Origin of the sequence: Streptomyces albidochromogenes, assembly GCF_005981925.1 — a bacterium.
In the GTDB taxonomy this organism is placed as follows: Bacteria; Actinomycetota; Actinomycetes; order Streptomycetales; family Streptomycetaceae; genus Streptomyces; species Streptomyces albidochromogenes.
Genome location: NZ_VBVX01000113.1, coordinates 1 through 19,580, shown reverse-complemented (window position 1 = coordinate 19,580; position 19,580 = coordinate 1). Strand labels below are relative to the sequence as shown.

Below are 19,580 nucleotides of genomic sequence, written 5' to 3'. Positions count from 1 at the left end.
CCCGTACCCCCCGTACCCCTCAGGCCACCAGCTCGCCGAAGGACTCCTCCTCGTCACGGCCGAAGCTGAGGACCTCGTCCTCGCGCAGCCGGCGCAGTGACCGCCAGATGCTGCTCTTGACCGTGCCGACACTGATGTCGAGGATGTCCGCGATCTCCGGGTCGGTGCGGCCCTCGTAGTACCGCAGGACCAGCATCGTGCGCTGGAGTTCGGGTAGCCGGGCGAGCGCCTGCCACAGCACGGCGCGCAGTTCGGTGCCGCGCATCGCGTCCGTGTCGTTCGCCGTCTCCGGCAGTTCCTCGGTCGGGTACTCGTTCAGCTTGCGCCTGCGCCAGGCGCTGATGTGCAGGTTCGTCATGGTGCGGCGCAGGTAGCCGCCGACCGCCGCCTTGTCGCTGATCCTGTCCCAGGCGCGGTACGTCGAGAAGAGGGCGCTCTGCAGCAGGTCCTCGGCCTCGTACCGGTCGCCGGTCAGGTGGTAGGCGGTCGCGTACAGGGAGGCGCGGCGCTCCTGGACGTAGGCGGTGAACGCCGCGTCGGCGCTCCCCGTCTGCGGCACCCGAGCGCCTTCCCCCGTCGCCTCCCGGTACGCCGTTCCCCCGTCGCCCCCCGCGGAAGCGTCCGGCACCGGGGCCATGTGCAAGGGCTGCGTGCGCTGGCGGCCGATGCCGCGGGCGCACCCCCGCCCCGCCCCGGAACCGGACTTCTCCGTACTCCTCGTGACATCGTGGAGCCGCGTGACAACTGCGCTGGAGGTGGTGCTGTGCAGTGCGTTCATCTCGCGCCCCCCGTCAATGGAGTCCGGTGCTGTCCGTGTGCCCAACAGCTTGCCGGGGCAGTTTCATCGGGGTGTCCGCCGACTGTCACAGCCGTGTCACAGGGAAGGGGCGCGGTCCAACTGTCGATCGGGCCCTCCCCCATGGGCCAGAATGACCTCTGTGCCTTTCCTGTTGCTGATCGAGGACGACGACGCCATCCGCACGGCCCTCGAACTCTCCCTGTCACGCCAGGGCCACCGAGTGGCCACCGCGGCGACGGGAGAGGACGGCCTCAAACTGCTGCGTGAGCAGCGGCCCGACCTGATCGTGCTGGACGTGATGCTGCCCGGCATCGACGGATTCGAGGTGTGCCGGCGCATCAGGCGCACGGACCAGCTGCCGATCATCCTGCTGACCGCGCGCAGCGACGACATCGACGTGGTGGTGGGCCTGGAGTCCGGAGCCGACGACTACGTTGTCAAGCCGGTGCAGGGGCGGGTCCTCGACGCCCGTATCCGCGCGGTGCTGCGGCGGGGCGAGCGGGAGGCCAACGACGCCGCCGTGTTCGGCAACGTGACCATCGACCGCTCCGCGATGACCGTCACCAAGAACGGCGAGGACCTCCAGCTCACGCCGACCGAGCTGCGGTTGCTCCTGGAGCTGAGCCGCCGCCCCGGGCAGGCGCTGTCCCGGCAGCAGCTGCTGCGGCTGGTGTGGGAGCACGACTACCTCGGCGACTCGCGCCTGGTCGACGCGTGCGTGCAGCGGCTGCGGGCCAAGGTCGAGGACGTGCCGTCGTCGCCCACCCTCATCCGCACGGTCCGCGGAGTCGGCTACCGGCTGGACTCGCCTTCGTGAGCGCTGTCCGGGAGAAGTCCCCGCAGGCGGGGCCGCGCTGGACCAGTCTGCGACTGCGGCTCGTCGTCGTGTTCGCGCTGGTGGCGCTGACCGCCGCCGTCTCGGCGTCGGGCATCGCGTACTGGCTCAACCGCGAGGCGGTGCTGACCCGCACCCAGGACGCGGCCCTCAACAGCTTCCGTCAGGAGATGCAGAACCGCGCGGCCACCCTGCCGCTGCGGCCGACGCAGGCCGAACTCCAGGCCGCCGCGACGCAGATGGCGGCCGGCGGCAACCCCGGCTACAGCGTGCTGCTGGTGGACGAGCGCGAGCCGGGCAAGCCGATAGCCGCCACCTCGGACGTCGACACCCTGACGCTCGAGGACGTGCCGCGGGAGCTGCAGGACGCGGTGAACCGGCGGCAGAAGGTCACCGAGGCCAACGAGTTCCCGTACCACCTCTACTGGGTGCGGATCAGCCCGCGGGACAAGCCGTCCCTGGTGGCGGGCACGAAGGTGATCGGCGGCGGGCCGACCGGCTACATGCTGACCTCGCTGGAGCAGGAGCGCGACGATCTCAACTCGCTCGCCTGGTCCCTGGCGATCGCGACCGCGCTGGCCCTGCTGGGCTCCGCGCTGCTCGCGCAGGCGGCCGCGACGACCGTGCTCAAGCCCGTGCAGCGGCTCGGGGACGCGGCGCGGCGGCTCGGCGAGGGCAAGCTCGACACCCGGCTGCGGGTGTCGGGGACGGACGAACTGGCCGAGTTGTCCCGGACGTTCAACCGGACCGCCGAGTCGCTGGAGAAGAAGGTCGCGGACATGAGCGCGCGGGAGGAGTCCAGCCGCCGCTTCGTCGCCGACATGTCGCACGAGCTGCGGACCCCGCTGACCGCGATCACGGCGGTGGCGGAGGTCCTGGAGGACGAGGCGGACAGTCTCGACCCGATGATCGCGCCCGCCGTGCACCTGGTGGTGAGCGAGACGCGGCGGCTGAACGATCTGGTCGAGAACCTGATGGAGGTGACCCGCTTCGACGCGGGCACGGCCCGGCTCGTCCTCGACGACGTCGACGTGGCCGACCAGGTGACCGCCTGCATCGACGCCCGCGCGTGGCTCGACGCGGTCGATCTCGACGCCGAGCGCGGCATCATGGCGCGCCTCGACCCGCGCCGGCTCGACGTGATCCTGGCGAACCTGATCGGCAACGCGCTCAAGCACGGCGGTTCCCCGGTGCGGGTGTCGGTGCGGCCCGTCGACCACGAACTGCTCATCGAGGTACGGGACCACGGCCCGGGCATCCCGGAGGCCGTGCTGCCGCACGTCTTCGACCGCTTCTACAAGGCGAGCGCGTCGCGCCCGCGCTCCGAGGGCAGCGGCCTCGGCCTGTCCATCGCCATGGAGAACGCGCACATCCACGGCGGGGACATCACCGCGTCCAACTCGCCGGAGGGCGGCGCGGTGTTCGTACTGCGGCTTCCGCTCGACGTGTCGGCTGCGGCGGACGGGGACGACGAAGGGGACGGCGGCGTGCGGGACGCGCAGGAGGGCGGGGACAAGTGAAGCGCAGGCTGACCCGGCTCACGGCCCTCGCCGCGCTCTGTGCCGCGCTCGCCGGGTGCGGCATCCGGACGACGTCGGTGCCGGTCGACGCGGGCGCGGCGCCGTCACGGGTGCCGTGCGAGCTGTCGGCGCAGGAGCCGCCCGGCGAGGCGGCGTCCGGCGTACCGCTCCAGGCGTACCTGGTCTGCGGGGCGCAGCTCGTCTCGGTCGACCGTACGGTGCGGATCCCCGAGGAGCGGCTGTCCGACCGGGTGCGCGTCGCGCAGGCGCTCCTCGACGAGCTCAAGAAGGCGCCGTCGGACGAGGAGCGGCAGGCGGGCTTCAGCACGGACGTACGGGAGTCGCTGACCGTCTCCGGGGCGCGCAAGGGCGATCCCCGGGACGCGCTGCGGCTGAGCAGCCAGCCGGAGGACCTCCCCACGCACGCGCTGGCGCAGATCGTCTGTACGTACGCGGACAGCGCGGCGGCGGGTCCCGACCGGTCGGTGTCGCTCGGCGGACCGTCCGACGACCCGGTACGCGGGTACCAGTGCACGGCGGCGCTCAAGGCCCGCCCCGAGTCGGTGCTGCCGACGCTGGGCGAGATCCGCCCCACGCGCTGACCGTCCCCGGGCGCGGGAGCCCGGCTCGTCACACTGTCGTTCCGGGCGGAACCGATCCTGCCGGTACCCGCGTCTTGGGGGGCGTGCGCCATGGCTCGGACGGCAGCGCCGTCATCAACCGCTTCCGCGCGGCGGGAGGCTTACTCCTCGTCGCGCACCTGCTGCTCGTCGCGTCGCTGACGTTGCGTCCCCTGGACGTCCCGTGGGTGACCTCTCCGAACTTCCAGCCGCTGGCCGGCATCGAGGCGGACCTGGCGCTCGGCCCCGCCAGGGCGGCGCGCCGCATCTGCGAGGGGCTTCTGCTGCTGGCGCCGCTGGGCGTGCTGCTGCCGATGGCCGGGGGCCGTCTGCACGTGTCGCCGGTGGCCTCACTGGCGCGTACGGCCCTGGCCGGCGCCCTGTTCTCGCTGGGGATCGAGCTGCTCCAGACCGGGGTGCCCGGCCGGGTCGTCGACGTGGACTCGCTGCTGCTGAACACGGCCGGGGTGGCGCTGACGCATCTCGCGGTCGTACCGATGGGGCGTGCGCGGCTGCGCCGCAGGCAGCCGCCGGCGCCGGCGCCGGGACGAGGCGGGGTCCTGCACCGGGACGAGGTGTCTCAGGGGGCCACCCCGACGATTCCCAGGGTCGGGATCGCCCCGTAGAGCGACGCTTTGGACGGTTCTCGGCGAGCAGTATGGAGGCATCGGGAGGCACACCGGACGTGACCCCCGGACCAGCTCGCGAGGAGCCCGCCATGACCGCCCTTGTCCGACCCCGTAACGGCCGAATGATCGGCGGAGTGTGCGCCGCGCTGGCACAGCGCTTCGGCACCTCGGCCACCACGATGCGAGTGATCTTCGCGGTCTCGTGTCTGCTTCCCGGGCCGCAGATCCTGCTGTACCTGGCGCTGTGGGTGTTCCTGCCCGGCGAGAAGACGGCGAAGACCGCCTGGTGAGGCCGGGCGGCCGGGGGACACCGCACCGAGGGGCGCGCACCGGAACCGATGTTCCCGTGCGCGCCCCTCACGCGTGTGCCGTGCCGTACGGTCCGTCAGCCGCCGATGCCGGGCAGCGCGCCGGCGGGCAGGCCACCGAGCAGGCCCTTCAGCGGGTCGGCGCTGCGGGCGCCCTTGCCGTCGGCCGGCTGCGCCTTGGCCAGGGCGTCGGACGTCGTGGCGGGCAGGGTGGACGCGCTGCCGGTGAGGGCGCTCACGCCGCCGGTCAGGGCCTCGGGGGCGCCTCCGGGGAGCTTGCCGACGACGTCCTGCACGGGCAGCGTCGTGGTGGCGGAGCTCAGCGTGCCCGTCAGGTCGGGTACGGCCGGGGCGGCCGGCGCCGCGGAGGCGCTGCCGGCGGCGGCAGCGGCGAAGGCGGCACCGAGAGCGGCGGCACCGAGAGTCTTGGCAGCAGACTGCTTCATGGAGAAAACGTCCTCGCAAACGGGGAATGGGGAGCGGCTCTGCAAGCTAGCCACGCCATGACTCCGCCGCAAACACGCGAAGGCGGCCCGGAATTGACGTTCCGGGCCGCCTCAGGTGTGCCGCGCTCGGCCTCAGCCGGCGGAAGAACCGCTGGTCGCGGCGGTCTGACGGAACAGCCATTCGGACTTCAGCTCGGCGTAACCGGGCTTGATCACGTCATTGATCATGGCAAGGCGTTCGTCGAAAGGAATGAATGCTGATTTCATCGCATTGACTGTGAACCACTGCATGTCGTCGAGCGTGTAGCCGAAGGCCTCGACCAGGTGCTCGAACTCGCGGCTCATGCTGGTGCCGCTCATCAGCCGGTTGTCGGTGTTGACCGTGGTACGGAAGTGCAGCTTGCGCAGCAGCCCGATGGGGTGGGCGGCGTACGAGTCGGCCGCGCCCGTCTGGAGGTTGGACGTCGGGCACATCTCCAGCGGGATGCGCTTGTCGCGCACGTACGCTGCGAGGCGGCCCAGCGTGACGCTGCCGTCCTCCGCGACCTCGATGTCGTCGATGATGCGCACGCCGTGACCGAGCCGGTCGGCGCCGCACCACTGGAGCGCCTGCCAGATCGACGGCAGGCCGAAGGCCTCACCGGCGTGGATCGTGAAGTGGTTGTTCTCGCGCTTGAGGTACTCGAAGGCGTCGAGGTGGCGGGTGGGCGGGAAGCCCGCCTCGGCGCCGGCGATGTCGAAGCCGACGACGCCGTTGCCGCGGTAGCGGTTGGCGAGCTCGGCGATCTCCAGGGCGCGGGCGGCGTGGCGCATCGCGGTCAGCAGGGCGCCGACGCGGATGCGGTGGCCGTTCGCCTTCGCGCGGCGCTCGCCCTCGCGGAAGCCGTCGGTGACGGCCTCGACGACCTCTTCGAGGGTCAGGCCCTTTTCGAGGTGCTGCTCGGGGGCGTAGCGGACCTCGGCGTAGACGACGCCGTCCTCGGCGAGATCCTCGGCGCACTCGGCGGCGACGCGGAACAGCGCGTCACGCGTCTGCATGACGGCGCAGGTGTGCGCGAAGGTCTCCAGGTAGCGCTCCAGCGAGCCGGAGTCGGCGGCCTCGCGGAACCAGATGCCGAGCTTGTCGGCGTCCGTCTCGGGGAGTGACTCGTAACCCGCCTCGCGGGCGAGATCGATGATCGTGCCGGGCCGCAGACCACCGTCGAGGTGGTCGTGGAGCAGCACCTTCGGGGCGCGGCGGATCTGGTCCGCGGTGGGCGTGTTGGGGGTCTCGCTCGTCATCTGCGCACTCTAGCGCCTACGCGCGTAGATCGCCTCTGTCGATACGTAACAGTGACCGTGCGGACGGGTGGAGTACACCTGGGCTTCTGAGACTGTTCTGTCATGGCACAGCAAGCAATCCCGGTTTCCGGAGCCCGGTTGGGGCGGGCGGTCGGAGCGGCCGGGGGCGGGGACCGCACGGTCTGCGGCGTGGTCCTGCTGCTTCCCGCGGGCGAACCCCTGTCGGCGCGCGGACCGTCCCCGTTGGCCCACGCCGGTGTACGGCCGCTGGCGCGGACCCTGGCGGCGGCGGGGCGGGACGAGGGACTCGTCGCCCACGTCGTGCGCTACCGGGGACGCGGCTGGAACGGGTCGGACGCGCGGCTCGCGGCGGACGCGACGTGGGCGGCGGACGAGGTCGTACGGCGCTACGGCGACGTACCGGTGTGCCTGGCCGGGATCGACATGGGCGGGCGGGCGGCGCTGCACGCGGCGGACCACCCGGCCGTCAACTCGGTGCTCGCGCTCGCGCCGTGGCTGCCGGACGACGACGTCGCGGCGGCGGAGGAGCCCGTGAAGCAGCTGGCCGGGCGCCATGTCCTGATCGTGCACGGCACGAACGACGAGCGCACCGACCCGGAGCTGTCGTACCGGCTGGCGGAGCGGGCGAAGAAGGTCAACCGCGACACGTGCCGCTTCGAGGTGCACTCGGACGGCCACTCCCTGCGCCAGCACCGGCCCGAGGTGCTGGCCCTGGCGGCCGACTTCGTGGTGGGGGCGCTCTTCGGGCGCGGGTACGCCCGTCCGGTGGCGGACGCGTTCGCGGCGCCGCCGCCGCTGGGCCTGCGCATGCCGCTGGCCTCCGGCTTCGGCCACGCGCTGCGCCGGTAGCGGCCGCACGTCACGTCGACGGCGGGGTGGTCTCGGCGATCCAGCCGTAGGGGAGTTCGGCGCCGTCGAGCGTGATCGCCTCCACCGCCCCGCTGCGGGGATCGATGTCGGCCGCCACGCCGTCGCCCTCGTACCGGGGGTAGCCGGACGCCCCCGTCCGCCCGGTCGCCTCCACGACCGCCGTCCGCAGCGTGGACCCGTGGTCGGTATGCCCGGCGGCATCGGCCGCCCGGGGCTTGATCTGCACCGTGTAACGGTCGGGCGGCACCGGCGTGCTGGGCGTAGGCATGGCTCCGACGCTAGCGCCGCCACCGCCGTACGCGCCGTACGACGCGCGCCCCGGCCACCCCTCTGTCAGGGTCGAAGGCATGATCCGTCTGGTCCGCGCCCCCGCCGCGCACTGGTCGACCACCGTGCCCGTGCTGGCCGTCGCGCTGCTGGTTCTCGCCTGGGGACGTGACCTGCCGGGGCCGGTGGTAACGCTGCTGGCCTGCTTCCTGGCCGGCGCCGTGCTCGCCGCGGTGCACCACGCGGAGGTGGTCGCCCACCGGGTGGGCGAGCCGTTCGGCTCGCTCGTCCTCGCCGTGGCCGTCACGATCATCGAGGTCGCCCTGATCGTGACGCTCATGGCCGACGCCGGGGACAAGAACAGCTCCCTGGCCAGGGACACCGTCTTCGCCGCCGTGATGATCACCTGCAACGGCATCGTCGGGCTCTCCCTCCTCGTCGGCTCGCTGAAGCGGAAGGTGGCGCTCTTCAACGCCGAGGGCACCGGCGCGGCGTTCGCGACCGTCGCGACGCTGGCGGGCCTGAGCCTGGCCCTGCCGACGTTCACCACCAGCGCCGCCGGCCCCGAGTTCAGTCCCGCCCAGCTCGTCTTCGCGGCGTTCGCGGCCGTGGTGCTCTACGGGTCGTTCGTGATGACCCAGACCTGGCGGCACCGGGACTACTTCCTGCCCATGACCACCCAGGGCAGGGTGATCGACGTCGAGGAGCACGCCGACCCCCCGTCGCAGCGGGTCGCGCTCGTCAGTCTCGGACTGCTCTGCGTGTCACTGGTCGCGGTCGTCGGGCTGGCGAAGGGCGTGTCCCCGACGATCGAGTCGGGGGTGGAGGCGGCCGGGCTGCCCGCGTCGGTCGTGGGTGTCGTGATCGCGCTGCTCGTGCTGCTGCCGGAGTCGATCGCCGCCGTACGGGCCGCCCGCCGCGACCGGGTGCAGACCAGTCTCAACCTGGCGCTCGGCTCGGCCATGGCCAGTATCGGGCTGACCATTCCGGCGGTCGCGCTCGCCTCCGTCTGGATGAAGGGGCCGCTGCTGCTGGGGCTCGGCGCCTCGCACATGGTGCTGCTCGCGCTGACGGTGGCCGTCGGGACGCTGACCATCGTGCCGGGACGCGCGACGCCCTTGCAGGGCGGCGTGCACCTGGCCCTGCTGGCGGCGTACATGGTGCTCGCCGTCAGTCCCTGACGCCTCACTCCGGCAGGAGGTGGCCCCGGCGCGAGAGCAGGAAGCGCTTGAAGGCCGCCACCGGTGGTGTGTCGGGGTGGCCGTCCAGCCAGGCGAGCCCGATCTCGCGTACGGCGCGGGGAGCCGTCACCGTCAGCTCCCTGACCCCCGGCCGGGCCACCGCCGGCGGCGGCAGCAGGGCGACACCGAGGCCGGCCGCCACCAGGCCGCGCAGCGTCTCCGCCTCCTCGCCCTCGAACGCGACGCGCGGCTTGAAGCCCGCCTCGGCGCACAGGTCGTCCGTGATGCGCCGCAGCCCGTAACCGGGTTCCAGCGTCACGAACGCCTCGTCGGCCGCCTCCGCGAGCCTGACCCGCTTGCGGGTGGCCAGGCGGTGGTCGTCGGGGACGACCAGGCGCAGCCGCTGCTCGTCGAGGCGGCGGGCGACCAGGTCGGGGGCGTCGGGGACCGGTGAGGTCAGGCAGAGGTCGAGGTCGCCGGCGCGCAGCCGCTCGATCATGGCCTCGCCGTAGTTCTGGACGAGCTGGAAACGCACCCGCGGATGGTCGGCGCGGAAGGCGCGGAGCAGGCCGGGCACGGTTTCGGACCCCATCGTGTGCAGGAAGCCGAAGGCGACCTTGCCGGTCGCGGGGTCGGCGTCGGCCCGTACCGAGTCCGCCGCCCGCTCCACTTCGGCCAGCGCCCGGTCGACGGTGGTCAGGAAGGTGCGGCCGGCCGGGGTGAGGGCGACGGTGCGTCCCCTGCGGGCGAAGAGGGCGACGCCCAGGTCCTCCTCCAGCCGCACCATGGCGCGGGAGAGCGTCGACTGCGGGACGCCCAACTCGTGCGCGGCCCGGGTGACGTGCTCGTGGCGAGCGACCGCCGCGAAGTGCGCGAGACGTGGCGCGAGTACCTGCTGAATGTCTTCTTCGTAACTGCTCGGTGACAGCCGGGGCCGTGAGCTGTGGTTATGCGCCATGGGATTGATTATCGCGGGTTTGTGCATTGGACGCATGAAACCGCTGTGGCTACGTTCGGTGTATGCCTTCTGCCAGTACCAAGGCGTCCACCACCCCTGTGGACGCCGACGCCGTTGTTGCCGCCGACTCCCGTCTCACCCCCTCCTCGCCCGGCTACCGCCGCATGAGTTTCGCGCTCTTCGCCGCCGGGGTGGCGACCTTCGCCCTCCTCTACTCCACGCAGGCGCTGCTGCCGCTGATCTCCGCCGACCTCGGCGCGAGCGCGAGCGCCGCCAGCTGGACCGTCTCTGCCGCCACCGGCGCGCTGGCCCTGTTCGTCCTGCCGATGAGCGCCCTCTCGGAGCGCTTCGGGCGCAGCCGGATGATGACGGTCTCGCTCACGGTCGCCGTCGTGGTCGGCCTGCTGGTTCCGTTCGCCCCCTCGCTGGAGTGGCTCGTGGCGCTGCGCGCGGTGCAGGGCGCCGCGCTGGCCGGCGTGCCGGCCTCGGCGATGGCCTTTCTCGCCGAAGAGGTACGGCCGAAGGCACTGGTCGGGGCGATCGGCCTGTTCGTCGCGGGCAACTCCATCGGCGGGATGAGCGGGCGGATCGTCACCGGCTGGGCGGCCCAGCTGTGGGACTGGCGGGCGGCGCTCGCAGCCGTCGGCCTGATGTCCGTGGTGTGCGTGGTGGTGTTCCGGCTGATGCTGCCGAAGGCCCGCCACTTCACGCCCGGCTCGCTGAACCCGAGGGCGCTGGCGAAGACGGTCCGCGGCCACCTGGCCGATCCGCTGCTGCTGCGCCTGTACGCGATCGGCGCGCTGTTCATGACCGTCTTCGGCGCCGTCTACACGGTGATCGGCTACCGGCTCGTCGAGGCTCCCTTCAGCCTCCCGCAGGGCGTCGTCGGCTCGGTCTTCCTGGTCTACCTCGTCGGTACGGTCTCCTCCGCCGCGGCCGGCAGGCTGGTCGCCCGCATGGGCCGCCGGGGCGCCCTGTACCTGGCCGTGTCGACCACGGCGGCCGGTCTGCTGCTCTCGGTGGCCGACTCGCTCGCCGCGGTGCTGGCCGGTCTGGTGCTGATCACCGCCGGATTCTTCGCGGGGCACGCGGTGGCGTCGTCGTCGGTCAGCCGTACGGCGAAGACGGGCCGGGCGCAGGCGTCCGCGCTCTACCAGTCGGCGTACTACCTCGGCAGCAGCGTCGGCGGCACGCTCGGCGCGGTGGCGTTCCACGCCGGCGGCTGGGCGGGGACGGTGCTCCTGGGGCTGGTCGCGGTGCTGGGAGTCGTGTCGATCACGCTGTACGGGACCCGGGTCGCCCGGGTCGAGCGGCGCCAGCTCGTGGCGCTGCGGACCAGGAGCGCCGTGCGGGCGTAAGTCGCTCCCGCGGTGCGGGTTTTCGCAGCTGCGTCATGATTGTCAGTGGGGTCCGGTAACTTCCCAAGAGCTGGTGCCAAAGGTGGCGAGTGGGGTGGACCGATGAGTGATGTCGTGACGACGCAGGACCTGGATTCCCGGCTGGAGCGGCACCGGACGGAGCTGACCGGGTACTGCTACCGCATGCTGGGGTCCGCCTTCGAGGCGGACGACGCCGTGCAGGACACGATGGTCCGGGCCTGGCGGAACTTCGACAAGTTCGAGGGGCGGTCGTCGCTGCGCTCGTGGCTGTACCGCATCGCCACCAACGTCTGCCTGGACATGCTCAACGCGGGCAACCGCAGGGCCCGCCCGATGGACCTCACGGCCGCGACCCCGGTCGCGCAGGCCGCGCTCAACTCGCGCCCCGAGGTCACCTGGCTGGAGCCGGTGCCGGACGGGCGGGTGCTGCCCTCGGTGGCCGACCCGGCGGAGACCGCCGTCTCCCGCGAGAGCGTGCGCCTCGCCTTCGTCGCCGCGCTCCAGCACCTGCCGCCGAAGCAGCGGGCGGTGCTGATTCTGCGCGAGGTGCTGGCGTGGAAGGCGAGCGAGGTCGCGGAGCTGCTGGAGACCACGGTCGCGTCGGTGAACAGCGCGCTCCAGCGGGCCCGCGCCACCATCGCGGAGCACGGCGCGCAGGAGACGGCCACCGCCGATCCGCTGGACGAGGAGCAGCGCAAGCTGCTGGAGCGGTACGTCGCGGCCTTCGAGGGGTACGACATGGCCGCCCTGACCGCGCTGCTCCACGAGGACGCCACGCTGTCCATGCCGCCGTACGACCTGTGGCTGAGGGGCCACGACGACATCGTCGGCTGGATGCTGGGCGTCGGGGAGGTCTGCCGGGGCTCGAAGCTGGTCCCGGTGGTGGCCAACGGCACGCCCGCCTTCGCCCACTACCACCCGAGCCGGTCGGGCGACGGCGGTTTCGAGCCGTGGGCGCTCATGGTCATCGAGATCGTGGACGGGAAGGTCAGCGGCATCACGTCCTTCCTGGACACCAAGCGCTGGTTCCCGCTCTTCGACCTGCCCGAGCGGCTCGGCGCGGAGTAGGGGACCGGACCGGCGCGCTCCCATGAAGAGATGCCTGTCAGCTTGTCGTCCGGGCTGATACCGAAAGCGCGCCGCTCACCGGCGAAACGGCGGACTTTTCTTTCGATCCGTTACTGCCCTCCGATTGTCGCGTTGAAGGAACGTGAAGGCCGCAAGCCCTGCGGTCGACCTCTTCATCTCGCAAGGAGACCTGATGTCGCATATCGCGAAGGCAGCTGCCGTCATCGCCGGCGCCGGTGCCATCCTGGCCGGCGGGGCCGGCCTGGCCACCGCCGATGCCGGAGCGCATGGTGAGACCGTCAAGAGCCCCGGCGTCATCTCGGGCAACGCGGTCCAGGTGCCGATCCACATCCCGATCAACCTCTGCGGCAACACCGTGAACGTGATCGGCCTGCTCAACCCGGCCTTCGGCAACGTGTGCGCGAACATCTCCGAGCACGGCGCCTACGGCCACTGATTTCCCCGCCCCACGCCTCTGCGGCCTCCCCTTCACGTACGGGGAGGCCGCAGTCGTTCTGTCCGCCGGGACTTCCGGGCTCGGGGCTACGCGTAGCGGTAGACGCGGCTGTGGTCGAGGAGCTGCGCCGGCGTCACGTTCCACGGCGGCATCGGCTCGTGGAGGCTGAAGACGCGCCCGTGCTGGGGGTCGGACCCGGGCAGTTTGCGGCGCGGCAGGTACCCGGAGCGCGGGTGCGCCCGCCGCCAGCGGTCCCACAGCAGGTCCATGAAGGCGTGGTGGAGCCAGAAAACCGGGTCGTTGGGCGAGGTGGCGCCGAGCATGACCCCGCCGACCCAGCGGTGGACCCGGTTGTGGTGGAACGTCGTGACCGCTCCGCCCCGCCCCCACCCCTCCATCGTGTTGCGGAAGCCCTTGGCGACGGTGGAGTTCCACGGCGCGGCGTCGTACAGCGGATCGCTCAGCGCCTTGGCCACCTCCTGCCGGGTGGGCAGCGAGACCGGGTCGGACGGCCGGCCGAGGTTGCGGGTGAGGAAGGAGCCGTCACCGACCCGCGCGCGGATGTTCCAGTTCCCGTTGGCGTGGGCGAACGCCCCCGTCATGACCTTGCCGTCACCGGCCCGGCCGGTGCCGCCGAGGAAGTCCTCGGCCCACAGCGACGAGGCGGGGCTGTTGTCCTTCGTCCAGTCCCAGTACGGGACCGACACCCCCGGGTCGACGGCCCGCAGGGCGCGCTCGAACTCCAGGACGAAACGGCGGTGCCAGGGGAAGAAGGATGGCGTCATGTGACTGGCGCGCGGCCCCTCCTCGTCGTCGGTGACGTAGTACTGGCCGTGCAGCGTCACGAACTCGTCGTAGCGCCCCGAGCGCTTAAGCGCCAGGAGCGCGCTGACGAACCGCTTCTTCTCCGTGCGGGTGAGGTCTCGCTGGTTCTTTCGGGTGTACACCACGGTCGGCCCTCCCGTTGTCAGAGGCGGTGCAGGGGGGACAGTGACAGCTGGGCGTCGCCCAGTTCGTCGACGGCGGCGCGCGCGGCGTCGAGCAGCGTCGGGAACGACTCGTAGTGGTTCACCAGGCTCAGGTAGCTGCCGTCGGCGCGCCGCATGACGTGCAGCGGGCGGCCGTCGATGCGTACCTCGACGTCCCGTACGGCGGCGACGGTCATGGCGTCCCCGGCGCCGGCGCGCCGGGCGGCGGCCCTGGCGGGGCGCGTTCCCCGCGCGGTCCCCTGGATGTGCCGGCCCCGGTACGTCTCGGCGAACCGCTCGGCGTACCGCTCCGGCTCCGCGCCCGGCGCCTTCGCCGTCCCGGCCGCCGGACCGTCCGCCGCCCCGGGGGCCGCTCCGGCCCTCTTGCCCAGGATGGGGGCGAGCGCCCCGGCGGTGCCCGCGATCATTCCCATCGCGAAGGCGCCGCGCAGCAGGATGCGGCGCGTCAGGGAACCTCCTCGCACGGTCGCTGCGCTCCTGCGCGTACTCAGGCCCATGCCGAATACCCCTTGCCCTCGCTGCGGTCCACTCTTCCGATGTGCGCGTGCCTCGCCGTTGACAACGACCCGTCGGCGAAACAGTTCTCGTACGGGAGCGGCCGGCGCCCGCGCGGGCGCCGGCCGCCGGCGCGGACTGTCCGTCAGTCCATGAGCAGGGCGGCGGCGGGGGTGCCCTGGAGCACCGGCGTGATCAGGGCGACCTGGGGCAGGACCGGTACGAGCCGGCCGCGGAGGTCGGAGCGCGGCGCGGACACCGGGGCGCCCAGGGAGGCTCCCGGTGACGACAGCGCGAGGTCGGAGGCCTCGGAGACGGCGCCCAGCGTGCCGAGGTTGCCCTCGCCCAGCGGGTCCTTCACGGGGAGTTCGACGGCGGTCTCCGGCAGCTCGGCCGTGAACGGCACGGAGGGCAGGGTGTGCTCCGGCAGCAGTCGGCCGGTGACGTAACGCGGCCGGTCGGGCACGCCGGTCACCGGCACCGGCACTCCGGTGCGCAGCTCGGGAGCCTCGATCGGCACGACCCTCTCCAGGTTCTCCAGCGGCAGGTCGACGGGCACCGACGTGCCGGCGGCGGCCGGTGTGATCGTCACCGCGGTCGCCATACAGGCCATGAACGCCGCCGCGACAGAACCTCGGGTGGTCAGCTTCATTGATACGTACGTCCCCTCTGAAATCGCAGACACGCTGTCGCTCTGCAAGAACGAGCCAAACGCCCGAACCAGTGCATAGTTCCCCCGTCCGCAGCAACCGGCTTCGGTCAAAACGGTCGTACGAACTCCTGGAGGGTGTGGGTATGAAGATCCCGACGCAGGCGTCCACGCAGCAGATGCTGCGGGCGCACAACGCCGATCTCGCCGATCCGGACTTCTGGCAACTGCCGCGCTCCGAACGGCTGAAAGCCTTCGCTCTGCTGCGCGGGCTCGACGCCCCGGTCCTGTTCGAGGAGAGCGGGCGGCGCGCGAGGAGGGGCGGCGGGGGCTTCTACGCGCTCGTGCGGCACGCGGACGTGGTGGAGGCGAGCCGGCAGCCGCGGCAGTTCGCGAGCGCTCCGGGTGTCACCACTCCGGAGCCGGCCGGCTGGGCGAAGGCCGTGTTCGGGAACTCCATGGTCAACCTGGACGGCGCCGAGCACGCCAACCTGCGCAGGATCGTCTCGCGGGCCTTCACGCCGCGTCTGCTGGCCGCCGCCGAGGAGGACATCCGGGCCGTCGCCGGGCGCGTGGTCGACGAAATGATCGCCCAACGCCCGGGCGACTTCGTCCCCTCGGTCGCCTCCCGGATGCCGTTCGAGATCATCTGCAACCTGATGGGCATCCCGGAGCGCTACCGGCCGGAGATCGCCGACCGGGTCGACCACGCGTCGGAGAACGTCGGCGTGAAGCGGGCCAGGCTGCGGGTGCCGGGGCGCGGGCTGCGCGCCCTGGCCCAGATGCAGCTGGTCATGGCGAAGCTGGCCCGGGAGCGGCGCCGGCGGCCCACCGACGACCTGATCTCGGCGCTGGTCCGCGCGGACGTCGACGGCCAGTCGCTGTCCGCCCGGCAGCTCGGCGCCTTCTTCTCCCTGCTGCTGGTGGCCGGGGTGGAGACGACACGCAACGCGATCGCCCACGGCCTCGCGCTGCTGACCGCGCACCCGGAGCAGCGGGAGCTGCTGGTGGGCGACTTCGAGCGGTACGCCGACGGGGCGGTGGACGAGATCGTCCGGCATTCGACGCCTATCATCCAGTTCCGCCGGACGGTGGTGGCCGACTGCGCCGTGGGCGGGCGGGAGCTGCGGCCCGGCGAGAAAGTCGTGCTGTTCTACGCCTCGGCCAATCGCGACGAAGCGGTGTTCGCCGATCCCGACGCCTTCGACATCACCCGGGATCCGAATCCGCATCTGGGATACGGCGGCGGCGGTCCGCATTACTGCCTGGGGGCCCATCTGGCCCGCCAGGAGATGAAAGCGCTTTTCCACGAGTTGCTCACCAGGCCGCGGGATCTGCGGGCGGTGGGAATGCCGGAACTCGTCGACTCGAACTTCGACAACCGCGTCCGCGCGCTGCGTTTCGCTTTCGAGCCGTCCTGACCGGGAGGGCCGTCTGAACCGTGCAGCCCAAGGTCTGGCTGACCTTGGGCTGCACGGCTGGGAAGGCTCACTCCCATGCGACCCCCGTTCAACGAGCGGGAGCGGTCCGCGTTACTCCCGTATCGGGCGGGGCGATTTCACCCGAGTGGCCGTTTTATAAAGACGCCCTTTCGCCAATGGCCCATCGACGGGCATACAGACAGCTCATTAGTACGACTTTCTGCCTACTGTCGGACGCGTCGGCACGAACGACGGATCGTAGGAGGAGTCATGTCGAAGAGGCGCCGTCTCACAGGCACCTGCATCGGGACGGTTGCCATGAGTCTCGTCGTCGCCGGTGGTGTTCTCGCGGGGAGCCCGGCCGGAGCGGCGGCCGTCGTGGACCCCGCCCCGGTGGCCACCTCTCCCCCGGCTTCGGACGAGGGCCCGCCCGACCGGCCCACGCCCGCCATCGGTGCGTACCTCGACTACGGGCCCGACGGCGTGACGCGGATGGAGGAGCTGTCGCAGTGGCTGGGCGGCGCGGAGCTGTCGGTCGGGCACACCTACCTGCCCGGCGACGTCTGGGAGAACATCGCGGGCCGCCCCGAGTTCCTGCGCCCGTGGGCCGAATGGCGGCGCGGCGCGGACGACCGGATGTTCGTCCTCAACGTGCCCATGATGGAGCGGAACGAGGAGCGCCTGTCCGACGACGAGGTCCGCGACCTGCTCCAGGACGGCGCGGCCGGGCGCTTCGACCGCCACTACCGGAAGCTGGCCACCACGCTGGTGGAGCTGGGCGTGCCGGACACCGTGATCGTGCTGGGCTGGGAGATGAACGGGACGACGTACTCGCACCGCTGCGCCCCCGATCCCGACGCCTGGAAGGCGTACTGGAACCGCGTCGTCGCGGCGATGCGTTCCGTCCCCGGCCAGAAGCTCCGCTTCGACTTCGCCCCGAACCGCGGCATCGACGCCATCCCGTGGACCGAGTGCTATCCGGGCGACGACGTCGTGGACATCATCGGGATGGACTCGTACGACCAGCCCCCCGGCGACACCTTCGAGCAGCAGGTGTCGGACCCGTACGGGCTCCAGGCGCAGGTCGACTTCGCCGCCGAGCACGGCAAGGCGATCTCCTACCCGGAGTGGGGCCTGTTCCGCAACGGCGACAACCCCGCGTACATGAAGGGGATGCTCGACTGGATGGCCCGGCACAAGCCGCTGTACCAGACCATCACCGACTACTGCCCGCACGGCGTCTGGCAGTGCGACGAGAACCCCCGGTCCTCCGAGGTCTTCCGCTCGAAGCTGTTCGGGTGGCAGGCGCCGCCCGTCACGCAGACGCCGCCGTCCGACCCGCCGTCCGCGCCGCCCGTCCCGTCGCCGCCCCAGGCGCCCGCGCCCTCGCCGTCGACGCCGAAGCCCGGGGAGAGCAAGCCGGCCAGGCCGACGCCGACCGAGCCGCCGGAGAAGCCCGGGGCGCCCGAGCGGCCCGGCCGGGCCGAATCCGGGGAGTGGTGCGTGCCGATGGAGATGGGCGAGTGGATCAACCAGTGGGTGCGCGACTTCATGGTCTGCGTGAAGCCCCGCTTCCCGCAGCACTGGAAGTCCTGACCGCGCCGTCCGCCCGCCAGCTGTTCACCCGGTCCCGCCAGTCGCGCGCCGCGGGAAAGCGCGTGGTGACGGTCTCGGCGGCCCGGTCCCGCATGGTCACCTGCGACTCGCGTACGCGCAGCAAGGGCTCCAGGGCGGACCGGGCCAGCAGGAGCCGCTGGTTGGTGACCGCCTCGGGGCGCCAGTGGTTCTTGTACGCCTCCGAGCCGCGCAGAAGGCTGAGCACGCCGCGGCCCGAGCCCGCGGCCAGCTCGGCCTCCTGACGCAGCAGCATCGTCGTCACGTCCACCTTGCGCTCCCGCAGCGCCGGATCGGCCCCGTACAAGTAGCCGCCGGACAGGAGGCCGGACCGCAGCGTCATGCTCACCGCCACCACCTGGCCCTCCAGCCGGAACTCGGTGAGCGCGGCCTCGCCGTCCCGCAGCATCCGCCGCCCGGCGCGCACCAGGTGCTCGGCGAAGCGCGGTCTGAGGTGCTCGACGTTGACGCCCCGGCCCCGCCACTGGAGTTCGTGCAGGCGCAGCAGGCGGCCGACGGCGTCGGGCACCTCGTGCTCGCTCACCACGCGGCTCTCGACGCCCAGCGCGTCGATCTTGCGCAGCTTGGCCCGGACCCGCTGGGCCCGGCTGCTCTGCATCCGCTTGACCAGGCCGTCGATCGGCTCGACGGGCAGTTCCATGCAGGTCGAGTCCGTGAGGCGGCCCCGGGCGCCGCTCCACCGCTCGTACAGCAGCTCGGCCGCCGCCCCGGGCCGTACCTCGCGCAGGTCGATCACCGCCTGCCGGGCGGCGCGGTCGAGTCCGCGTTCCAGCGCGGTGAGGGCGCCGGCGCTCTCCTCGTCGTCGACCAGGACGTCGGAGAAGTCGGAGATCGCGCCGCCGAGGGGGACGAGCAGCGGCATCGGCCGGTGGACGAGCATCAGCGGCGCGGCGCCGATCAGCCGGCCGTCGCGGCGGGCCAGTACGACGCGCAGGCGGCCGTTCGTTCCGTACGAGAGCCACCACGAGTGGAGCCAGGCGTGACTCTGGAACGGTGTGGAGGCGGCGCAGCGGCGGTGCAGCGCGTCCCACTCGGGCCCCAGCCGTGCGAACCGGGCGGGATCGCGGCACAGGGTCGCGGTGAGGCCCCGGGCGGCCGTCACACCAGCTCCCGTTCGGCGCCGGCGCCCGCCTCGGCGGGGGCGGTGGAGGGGCCGGGCACCGACGCGGACGCGGCCCTGCGGGGGCGCTTCGGGCGTACCAGGAGGGCCAGGCCGCCCAGCAGACCGCCGGTGCAGCCGCCCACGGCGGCGCTGATCCCGACGGACGGGGACGCCGGCTCGGCCGGCGCGATCGCCTGGGAGAAGACGAGCAGTTTGACGCCGGTGTTCTTGGAGACGTGGTTGCTGCTGACGAACACGGCCTCGGCGACCGCGTTGGCGATGTCCGCGGCGACCGCCGGCTTCGTCGCCGTGCCGGTGATCGCGATCATCGGCGAATCGGGCGACGTCTCGGTGCTGACCTGCGTACGCAGCGCCTCGGGCGACACCCCCGCCGCCACGCGCGCGTACGCGAGGGTGGAGTCGCTGGTGGTGATCCGGCCGTACGCCTGGGCGTAGCCGAGCGCCGCGCCCGGCTCGGTGCCCTTGGCGGGGACGGCCACGACGTAGCTGGTGGCGGTGTACTCCGGGGTCTTGAGGACGCCGTACGACACTCCGCACAGGGTGCCGAGGAGCGCGCACACGGGTACGGGCCACCAGGCGGGCACGGGCGTGGCCCGCACCCGTCGTCCGGCGCCCGCGAGGAGTCGGGC

The 19,580-nt window shown here is 72.3% G+C and carries 22 protein-coding genes; 12 read left to right on the top strand and 10 right to left on the bottom strand.

Going from position 1 to position 19,580, the window contains the following annotated elements; genetic code table 11:
- Positions 1-19 precede the first annotated feature (19 nt).
- Positions 20-778: a SigE family RNA polymerase sigma factor gene (locus tag E2E34_RS16735; RefSeq protein WP_138902711.1), complete on the bottom strand. Its 759-nt coding sequence runs from the start codon at positions 776-778 to the stop codon at positions 20-22.
- 160 nt (positions 779-938) lie between these two features.
- Here E2E34_RS16735 and afsQ1 point away from each other — a divergent pair, with 160 nt between their 5' ends.
- The 5 genes from afsQ1 to E2E34_RS16710 all read left to right on the top strand — a co-directional run bounded on the left by afsQ1 (position 939) and on the right by E2E34_RS16710 (position 4,693).
- On the top strand, positions 939-1,616 hold the full coding sequence (afsQ1, locus tag E2E34_RS16730) for a two-component system response regulator AfsQ1 (protein ID WP_176733210.1): 678 nt from the start codon (positions 939-941) through the stop codon (positions 1,614-1,616).
- The gene (locus E2E34_RS16725; RefSeq protein ID WP_138902710.1) at positions 1,613-3,154 is read left to right on the top strand and encodes a sensor histidine kinase; all 1,542 of its coding nucleotides are present in this window, start codon (positions 1,613-1,615) and stop codon (positions 3,152-3,154) included. The genes afsQ1 and E2E34_RS16725 overlap by 4 nt, the downstream gene beginning before the upstream one ends.
- Entirely contained in the window at positions 3,151-3,756 is a 606-nt protein-coding gene (locus E2E34_RS16720) for a hypothetical protein (RefSeq protein WP_138902709.1), read from the top strand. Before E2E34_RS16725 ends, E2E34_RS16720 begins: the two co-directional genes overlap by 4 nt.
- Before the next feature lie 83 nt (positions 3,757-3,839).
- Positions 3,840-4,400, top strand: coding sequence for a VanZ family protein (locus tag E2E34_RS16715; protein WP_425573391.1), 561 nt, complete (start codon positions 3,840-3,842; stop codon positions 4,398-4,400).
- Between the two features lie 92 nt (positions 4,401-4,492).
- Positions 4,493-4,693, top strand: a complete 201-nt coding sequence (locus E2E34_RS16710; protein ID WP_138898151.1) for a PspC domain-containing protein — start codon at positions 4,493-4,495, stop codon at positions 4,691-4,693.
- Positions 4,694-4,788: 95 nt separating this feature from the next.
- On the opposite strand, the gene E2E34_RS16705 is transcribed toward E2E34_RS16710, so the two are convergent.
- Both E2E34_RS16705 and E2E34_RS16700 read right to left on the bottom strand, forming a co-directional pair.
- A complete protein-coding gene (locus E2E34_RS16705; RefSeq protein WP_138902707.1) occupies positions 4,789-5,157 on the bottom strand; it encodes an ATP-binding protein in 369 nt (122 codons plus the stop codon).
- Positions 5,158-5,289: 132 nt separating this feature from the next.
- Entirely contained in the window at positions 5,290-6,438 is a 1,149-nt protein-coding gene (locus tag E2E34_RS16700) for an adenosine deaminase (RefSeq protein ID WP_138902706.1), read from the bottom strand.
- 102 nt (positions 6,439-6,540) lie between these two features.
- Between E2E34_RS16700 and E2E34_RS16695 the strand changes: the two genes are divergently transcribed.
- Entirely contained in the window at positions 6,541-7,308 is a 768-nt protein-coding gene (locus E2E34_RS16695) for an alpha/beta fold hydrolase (RefSeq protein WP_138902705.1), read from the top strand.
- 10 nt (positions 7,309-7,318) lie between these two features.
- Here the strand turns inward: E2E34_RS16695 and E2E34_RS16690 are convergent, their stop codons facing one another.
- Complete coding sequence (locus E2E34_RS16690; protein ID WP_244315796.1) at positions 7,319-7,597, bottom strand: hypothetical protein; 279 nt, start codon at positions 7,595-7,597, stop codon at positions 7,319-7,321.
- A gap of 79 nt (positions 7,598-7,676) precedes the next feature.
- Here E2E34_RS16690 and E2E34_RS16685 point away from each other — a divergent pair, with 79 nt between their 5' ends.
- Positions 7,677-8,777, top strand: a complete 1,101-nt coding sequence (locus E2E34_RS16685) for a calcium:cation antiporter (RefSeq protein WP_138902704.1) — start codon at positions 7,677-7,679, stop codon at positions 8,775-8,777.
- A 4-nt stretch (positions 8,778-8,781) separates the two neighbouring features.
- On the opposite strand, the gene E2E34_RS16680 is transcribed toward E2E34_RS16685, so the two are convergent.
- Positions 8,782-9,735 carry a LysR family transcriptional regulator gene (locus tag E2E34_RS16680; protein WP_138902703.1) on the bottom strand — a complete coding sequence of 318 codons (954 nt, stop codon included), beginning with the start codon at positions 9,733-9,735 and terminating at the stop codon, positions 8,782-8,784.
- Positions 9,736-9,797: 62 nt separating this feature from the next.
- On the opposite strand from E2E34_RS16680, the gene E2E34_RS16675 reads away from it, so the two are divergent.
- From E2E34_RS16675 to E2E34_RS16665, 3 genes are all read left to right on the top strand, one after another.
- Positions 9,798-11,093, top strand: coding sequence for an MFS transporter (locus E2E34_RS16675; protein WP_138902702.1), 1,296 nt, complete (start codon positions 9,798-9,800; stop codon positions 11,091-11,093).
- Between the two features lie 102 nt (positions 11,094-11,195).
- Positions 11,196-12,182 carry a sigma-70 family RNA polymerase sigma factor gene (locus tag E2E34_RS16670; RefSeq protein WP_138902701.1) on the top strand — a complete coding sequence of 329 codons (987 nt, stop codon included), beginning with the start codon at positions 11,196-11,198 and terminating at the stop codon, positions 12,180-12,182.
- A 193-nt stretch (positions 12,183-12,375) separates the two neighbouring features.
- The gene (locus tag E2E34_RS16665; RefSeq protein ID WP_138902715.1) at positions 12,376-12,639 is read left to right on the top strand and encodes a chaplin; all 264 of its coding nucleotides are present in this window, start codon (positions 12,376-12,378) and stop codon (positions 12,637-12,639) included.
- A gap of 86 nt (positions 12,640-12,725) precedes the next feature.
- Here E2E34_RS16665 and E2E34_RS16660 read toward each other — a convergent pair whose 3' ends face one another.
- The 3 genes from E2E34_RS16660 to E2E34_RS16650 form a co-directional block, all read right to left on the bottom strand.
- Positions 12,726-13,586, bottom strand: coding sequence for a tyrosinase family protein (locus E2E34_RS16660; protein WP_138902714.1), 861 nt, complete (start codon positions 13,584-13,586; stop codon positions 12,726-12,728).
- A 20-nt stretch (positions 13,587-13,606) separates the two neighbouring features.
- A complete protein-coding gene (locus E2E34_RS16655; protein ID WP_425573392.1) occupies positions 13,607-14,125 on the bottom strand; it encodes a tyrosinase family oxidase copper chaperone in 519 nt (172 codons plus the stop codon).
- 143 nt (positions 14,126-14,268) lie between these two features.
- Positions 14,269-14,727, bottom strand: a complete 459-nt coding sequence (locus E2E34_RS16650) for a hypothetical protein (RefSeq protein ID WP_244315794.1) — start codon at positions 14,725-14,727, stop codon at positions 14,269-14,271.
- Between the two features lie 191 nt (positions 14,728-14,918).
- Between E2E34_RS16650 and E2E34_RS16645 the strand changes: the two genes are divergently transcribed.
- Both E2E34_RS16645 and E2E34_RS16640 read left to right on the top strand, forming a co-directional pair.
- Entirely contained in the window at positions 14,919-16,193 is a 1,275-nt protein-coding gene (locus E2E34_RS16645; protein WP_138902699.1) for a cytochrome P450, read from the top strand.
- Positions 16,194-16,463: 270 nt separating this feature from the next.
- Positions 16,464-17,789 (top strand): glycoside hydrolase family 26 protein, encoded by a 1,326-nt coding sequence (locus E2E34_RS16640; protein WP_138902698.1) that lies wholly within the window; start codon positions 16,464-16,466, stop codon positions 17,787-17,789.
- On the opposite strand, the gene E2E34_RS16635 is transcribed toward E2E34_RS16640, so the two are convergent.
- Together E2E34_RS16635 and E2E34_RS16630 are read right to left on the bottom strand one after the other, a co-directional pair.
- A complete protein-coding gene (locus E2E34_RS16635) occupies positions 17,743-18,930 on the bottom strand; it encodes a GNAT family N-acetyltransferase (RefSeq protein WP_138902697.1) in 1,188 nt (395 codons plus the stop codon). The genes E2E34_RS16640 and E2E34_RS16635 overlap by 47 nt on opposite strands.
- A complete protein-coding gene (locus tag E2E34_RS16630; protein WP_138902712.1) occupies positions 18,927-19,550 on the bottom strand; it encodes a YveK family protein in 624 nt (207 codons plus the stop codon). Before E2E34_RS16630 ends, E2E34_RS16635 begins: the two co-directional genes overlap by 4 nt.
- Positions 19,551-19,580: the final 30 nt, after the last annotated feature.

What these genes read in the sequence shown, in the direction of transcription:
- E2E34_RS16735 (WP_138902711.1), bottom strand. Translation starts at nt 778, where the DNA reads ATGAACGCACTGCACAGCACCACCTCCAGCGCAGTTGTCACGCGGCTC.
- E2E34_RS16710 (WP_138898151.1), top strand. Translation starts at nt 4,493, where the DNA reads ATGACCGCCCTTGTCCGACCCCGTAACGGCCGAATGATCGGCGGAGTG.
- E2E34_RS16705 (WP_138902707.1), bottom strand. Translation starts at nt 5,157, where the DNA reads ATGAAGCAGTCTGCTGCCAAGACTCTCGGTGCCGCCGCTCTCGGTGCC.
- E2E34_RS16700 (WP_138902706.1), bottom strand. Translation starts at nt 6,438, where the DNA reads ATGACGAGCGAGACCCCCAACACGCCCACCGCGGACCAGATCCGCCGC.
- E2E34_RS16695 (WP_138902705.1), top strand. Translation starts at nt 6,541, where the DNA reads ATGGCACAGCAAGCAATCCCGGTTTCCGGAGCCCGGTTGGGGCGGGCG.
- E2E34_RS16690 (WP_244315796.1), bottom strand. Translation starts at nt 7,597, where the DNA reads ATGCCTACGCCCAGCACGCCGGTGCCGCCCGACCGTTACACGGTGCAG.
- E2E34_RS16685 (WP_138902704.1), top strand. Translation starts at nt 7,677, where the DNA reads ATGATCCGTCTGGTCCGCGCCCCCGCCGCGCACTGGTCGACCACCGTG.
- E2E34_RS16680 (WP_138902703.1), bottom strand. Translation starts at nt 9,735, where the DNA reads ATGGCGCATAACCACAGCTCACGGCCCCGGCTGTCACCGAGCAGTTAC.
- E2E34_RS16675 (WP_138902702.1), top strand. Translation starts at nt 9,798, where the DNA reads ATGCCTTCTGCCAGTACCAAGGCGTCCACCACCCCTGTGGACGCCGAC.
- E2E34_RS16670 (WP_138902701.1), top strand. Translation starts at nt 11,196, where the DNA reads ATGAGTGATGTCGTGACGACGCAGGACCTGGATTCCCGGCTGGAGCGG.
- E2E34_RS16665 (WP_138902715.1), top strand. Translation starts at nt 12,376, where the DNA reads ATGTCGCATATCGCGAAGGCAGCTGCCGTCATCGCCGGCGCCGGTGCC.
- E2E34_RS16655 (WP_425573392.1), bottom strand. Translation starts at nt 14,125, where the DNA reads ATGGGCCTGAGTACGCGCAGGAGCGCAGCGACCGTGCGAGGAGGTTCC.
- E2E34_RS16650 (WP_244315794.1), bottom strand. Translation starts at nt 14,727, where the DNA reads ATGGCGACCGCGGTGACGATCACACCGGCCGCCGCCGGCACGTCGGTG.
- E2E34_RS16645 (WP_138902699.1), top strand. Translation starts at nt 14,919, where the DNA reads ATGAAGATCCCGACGCAGGCGTCCACGCAGCAGATGCTGCGGGCGCAC.
- E2E34_RS16640 (WP_138902698.1), top strand. Translation starts at nt 16,464, where the DNA reads ATGTCGAAGAGGCGCCGTCTCACAGGCACCTGCATCGGGACGGTTGCC.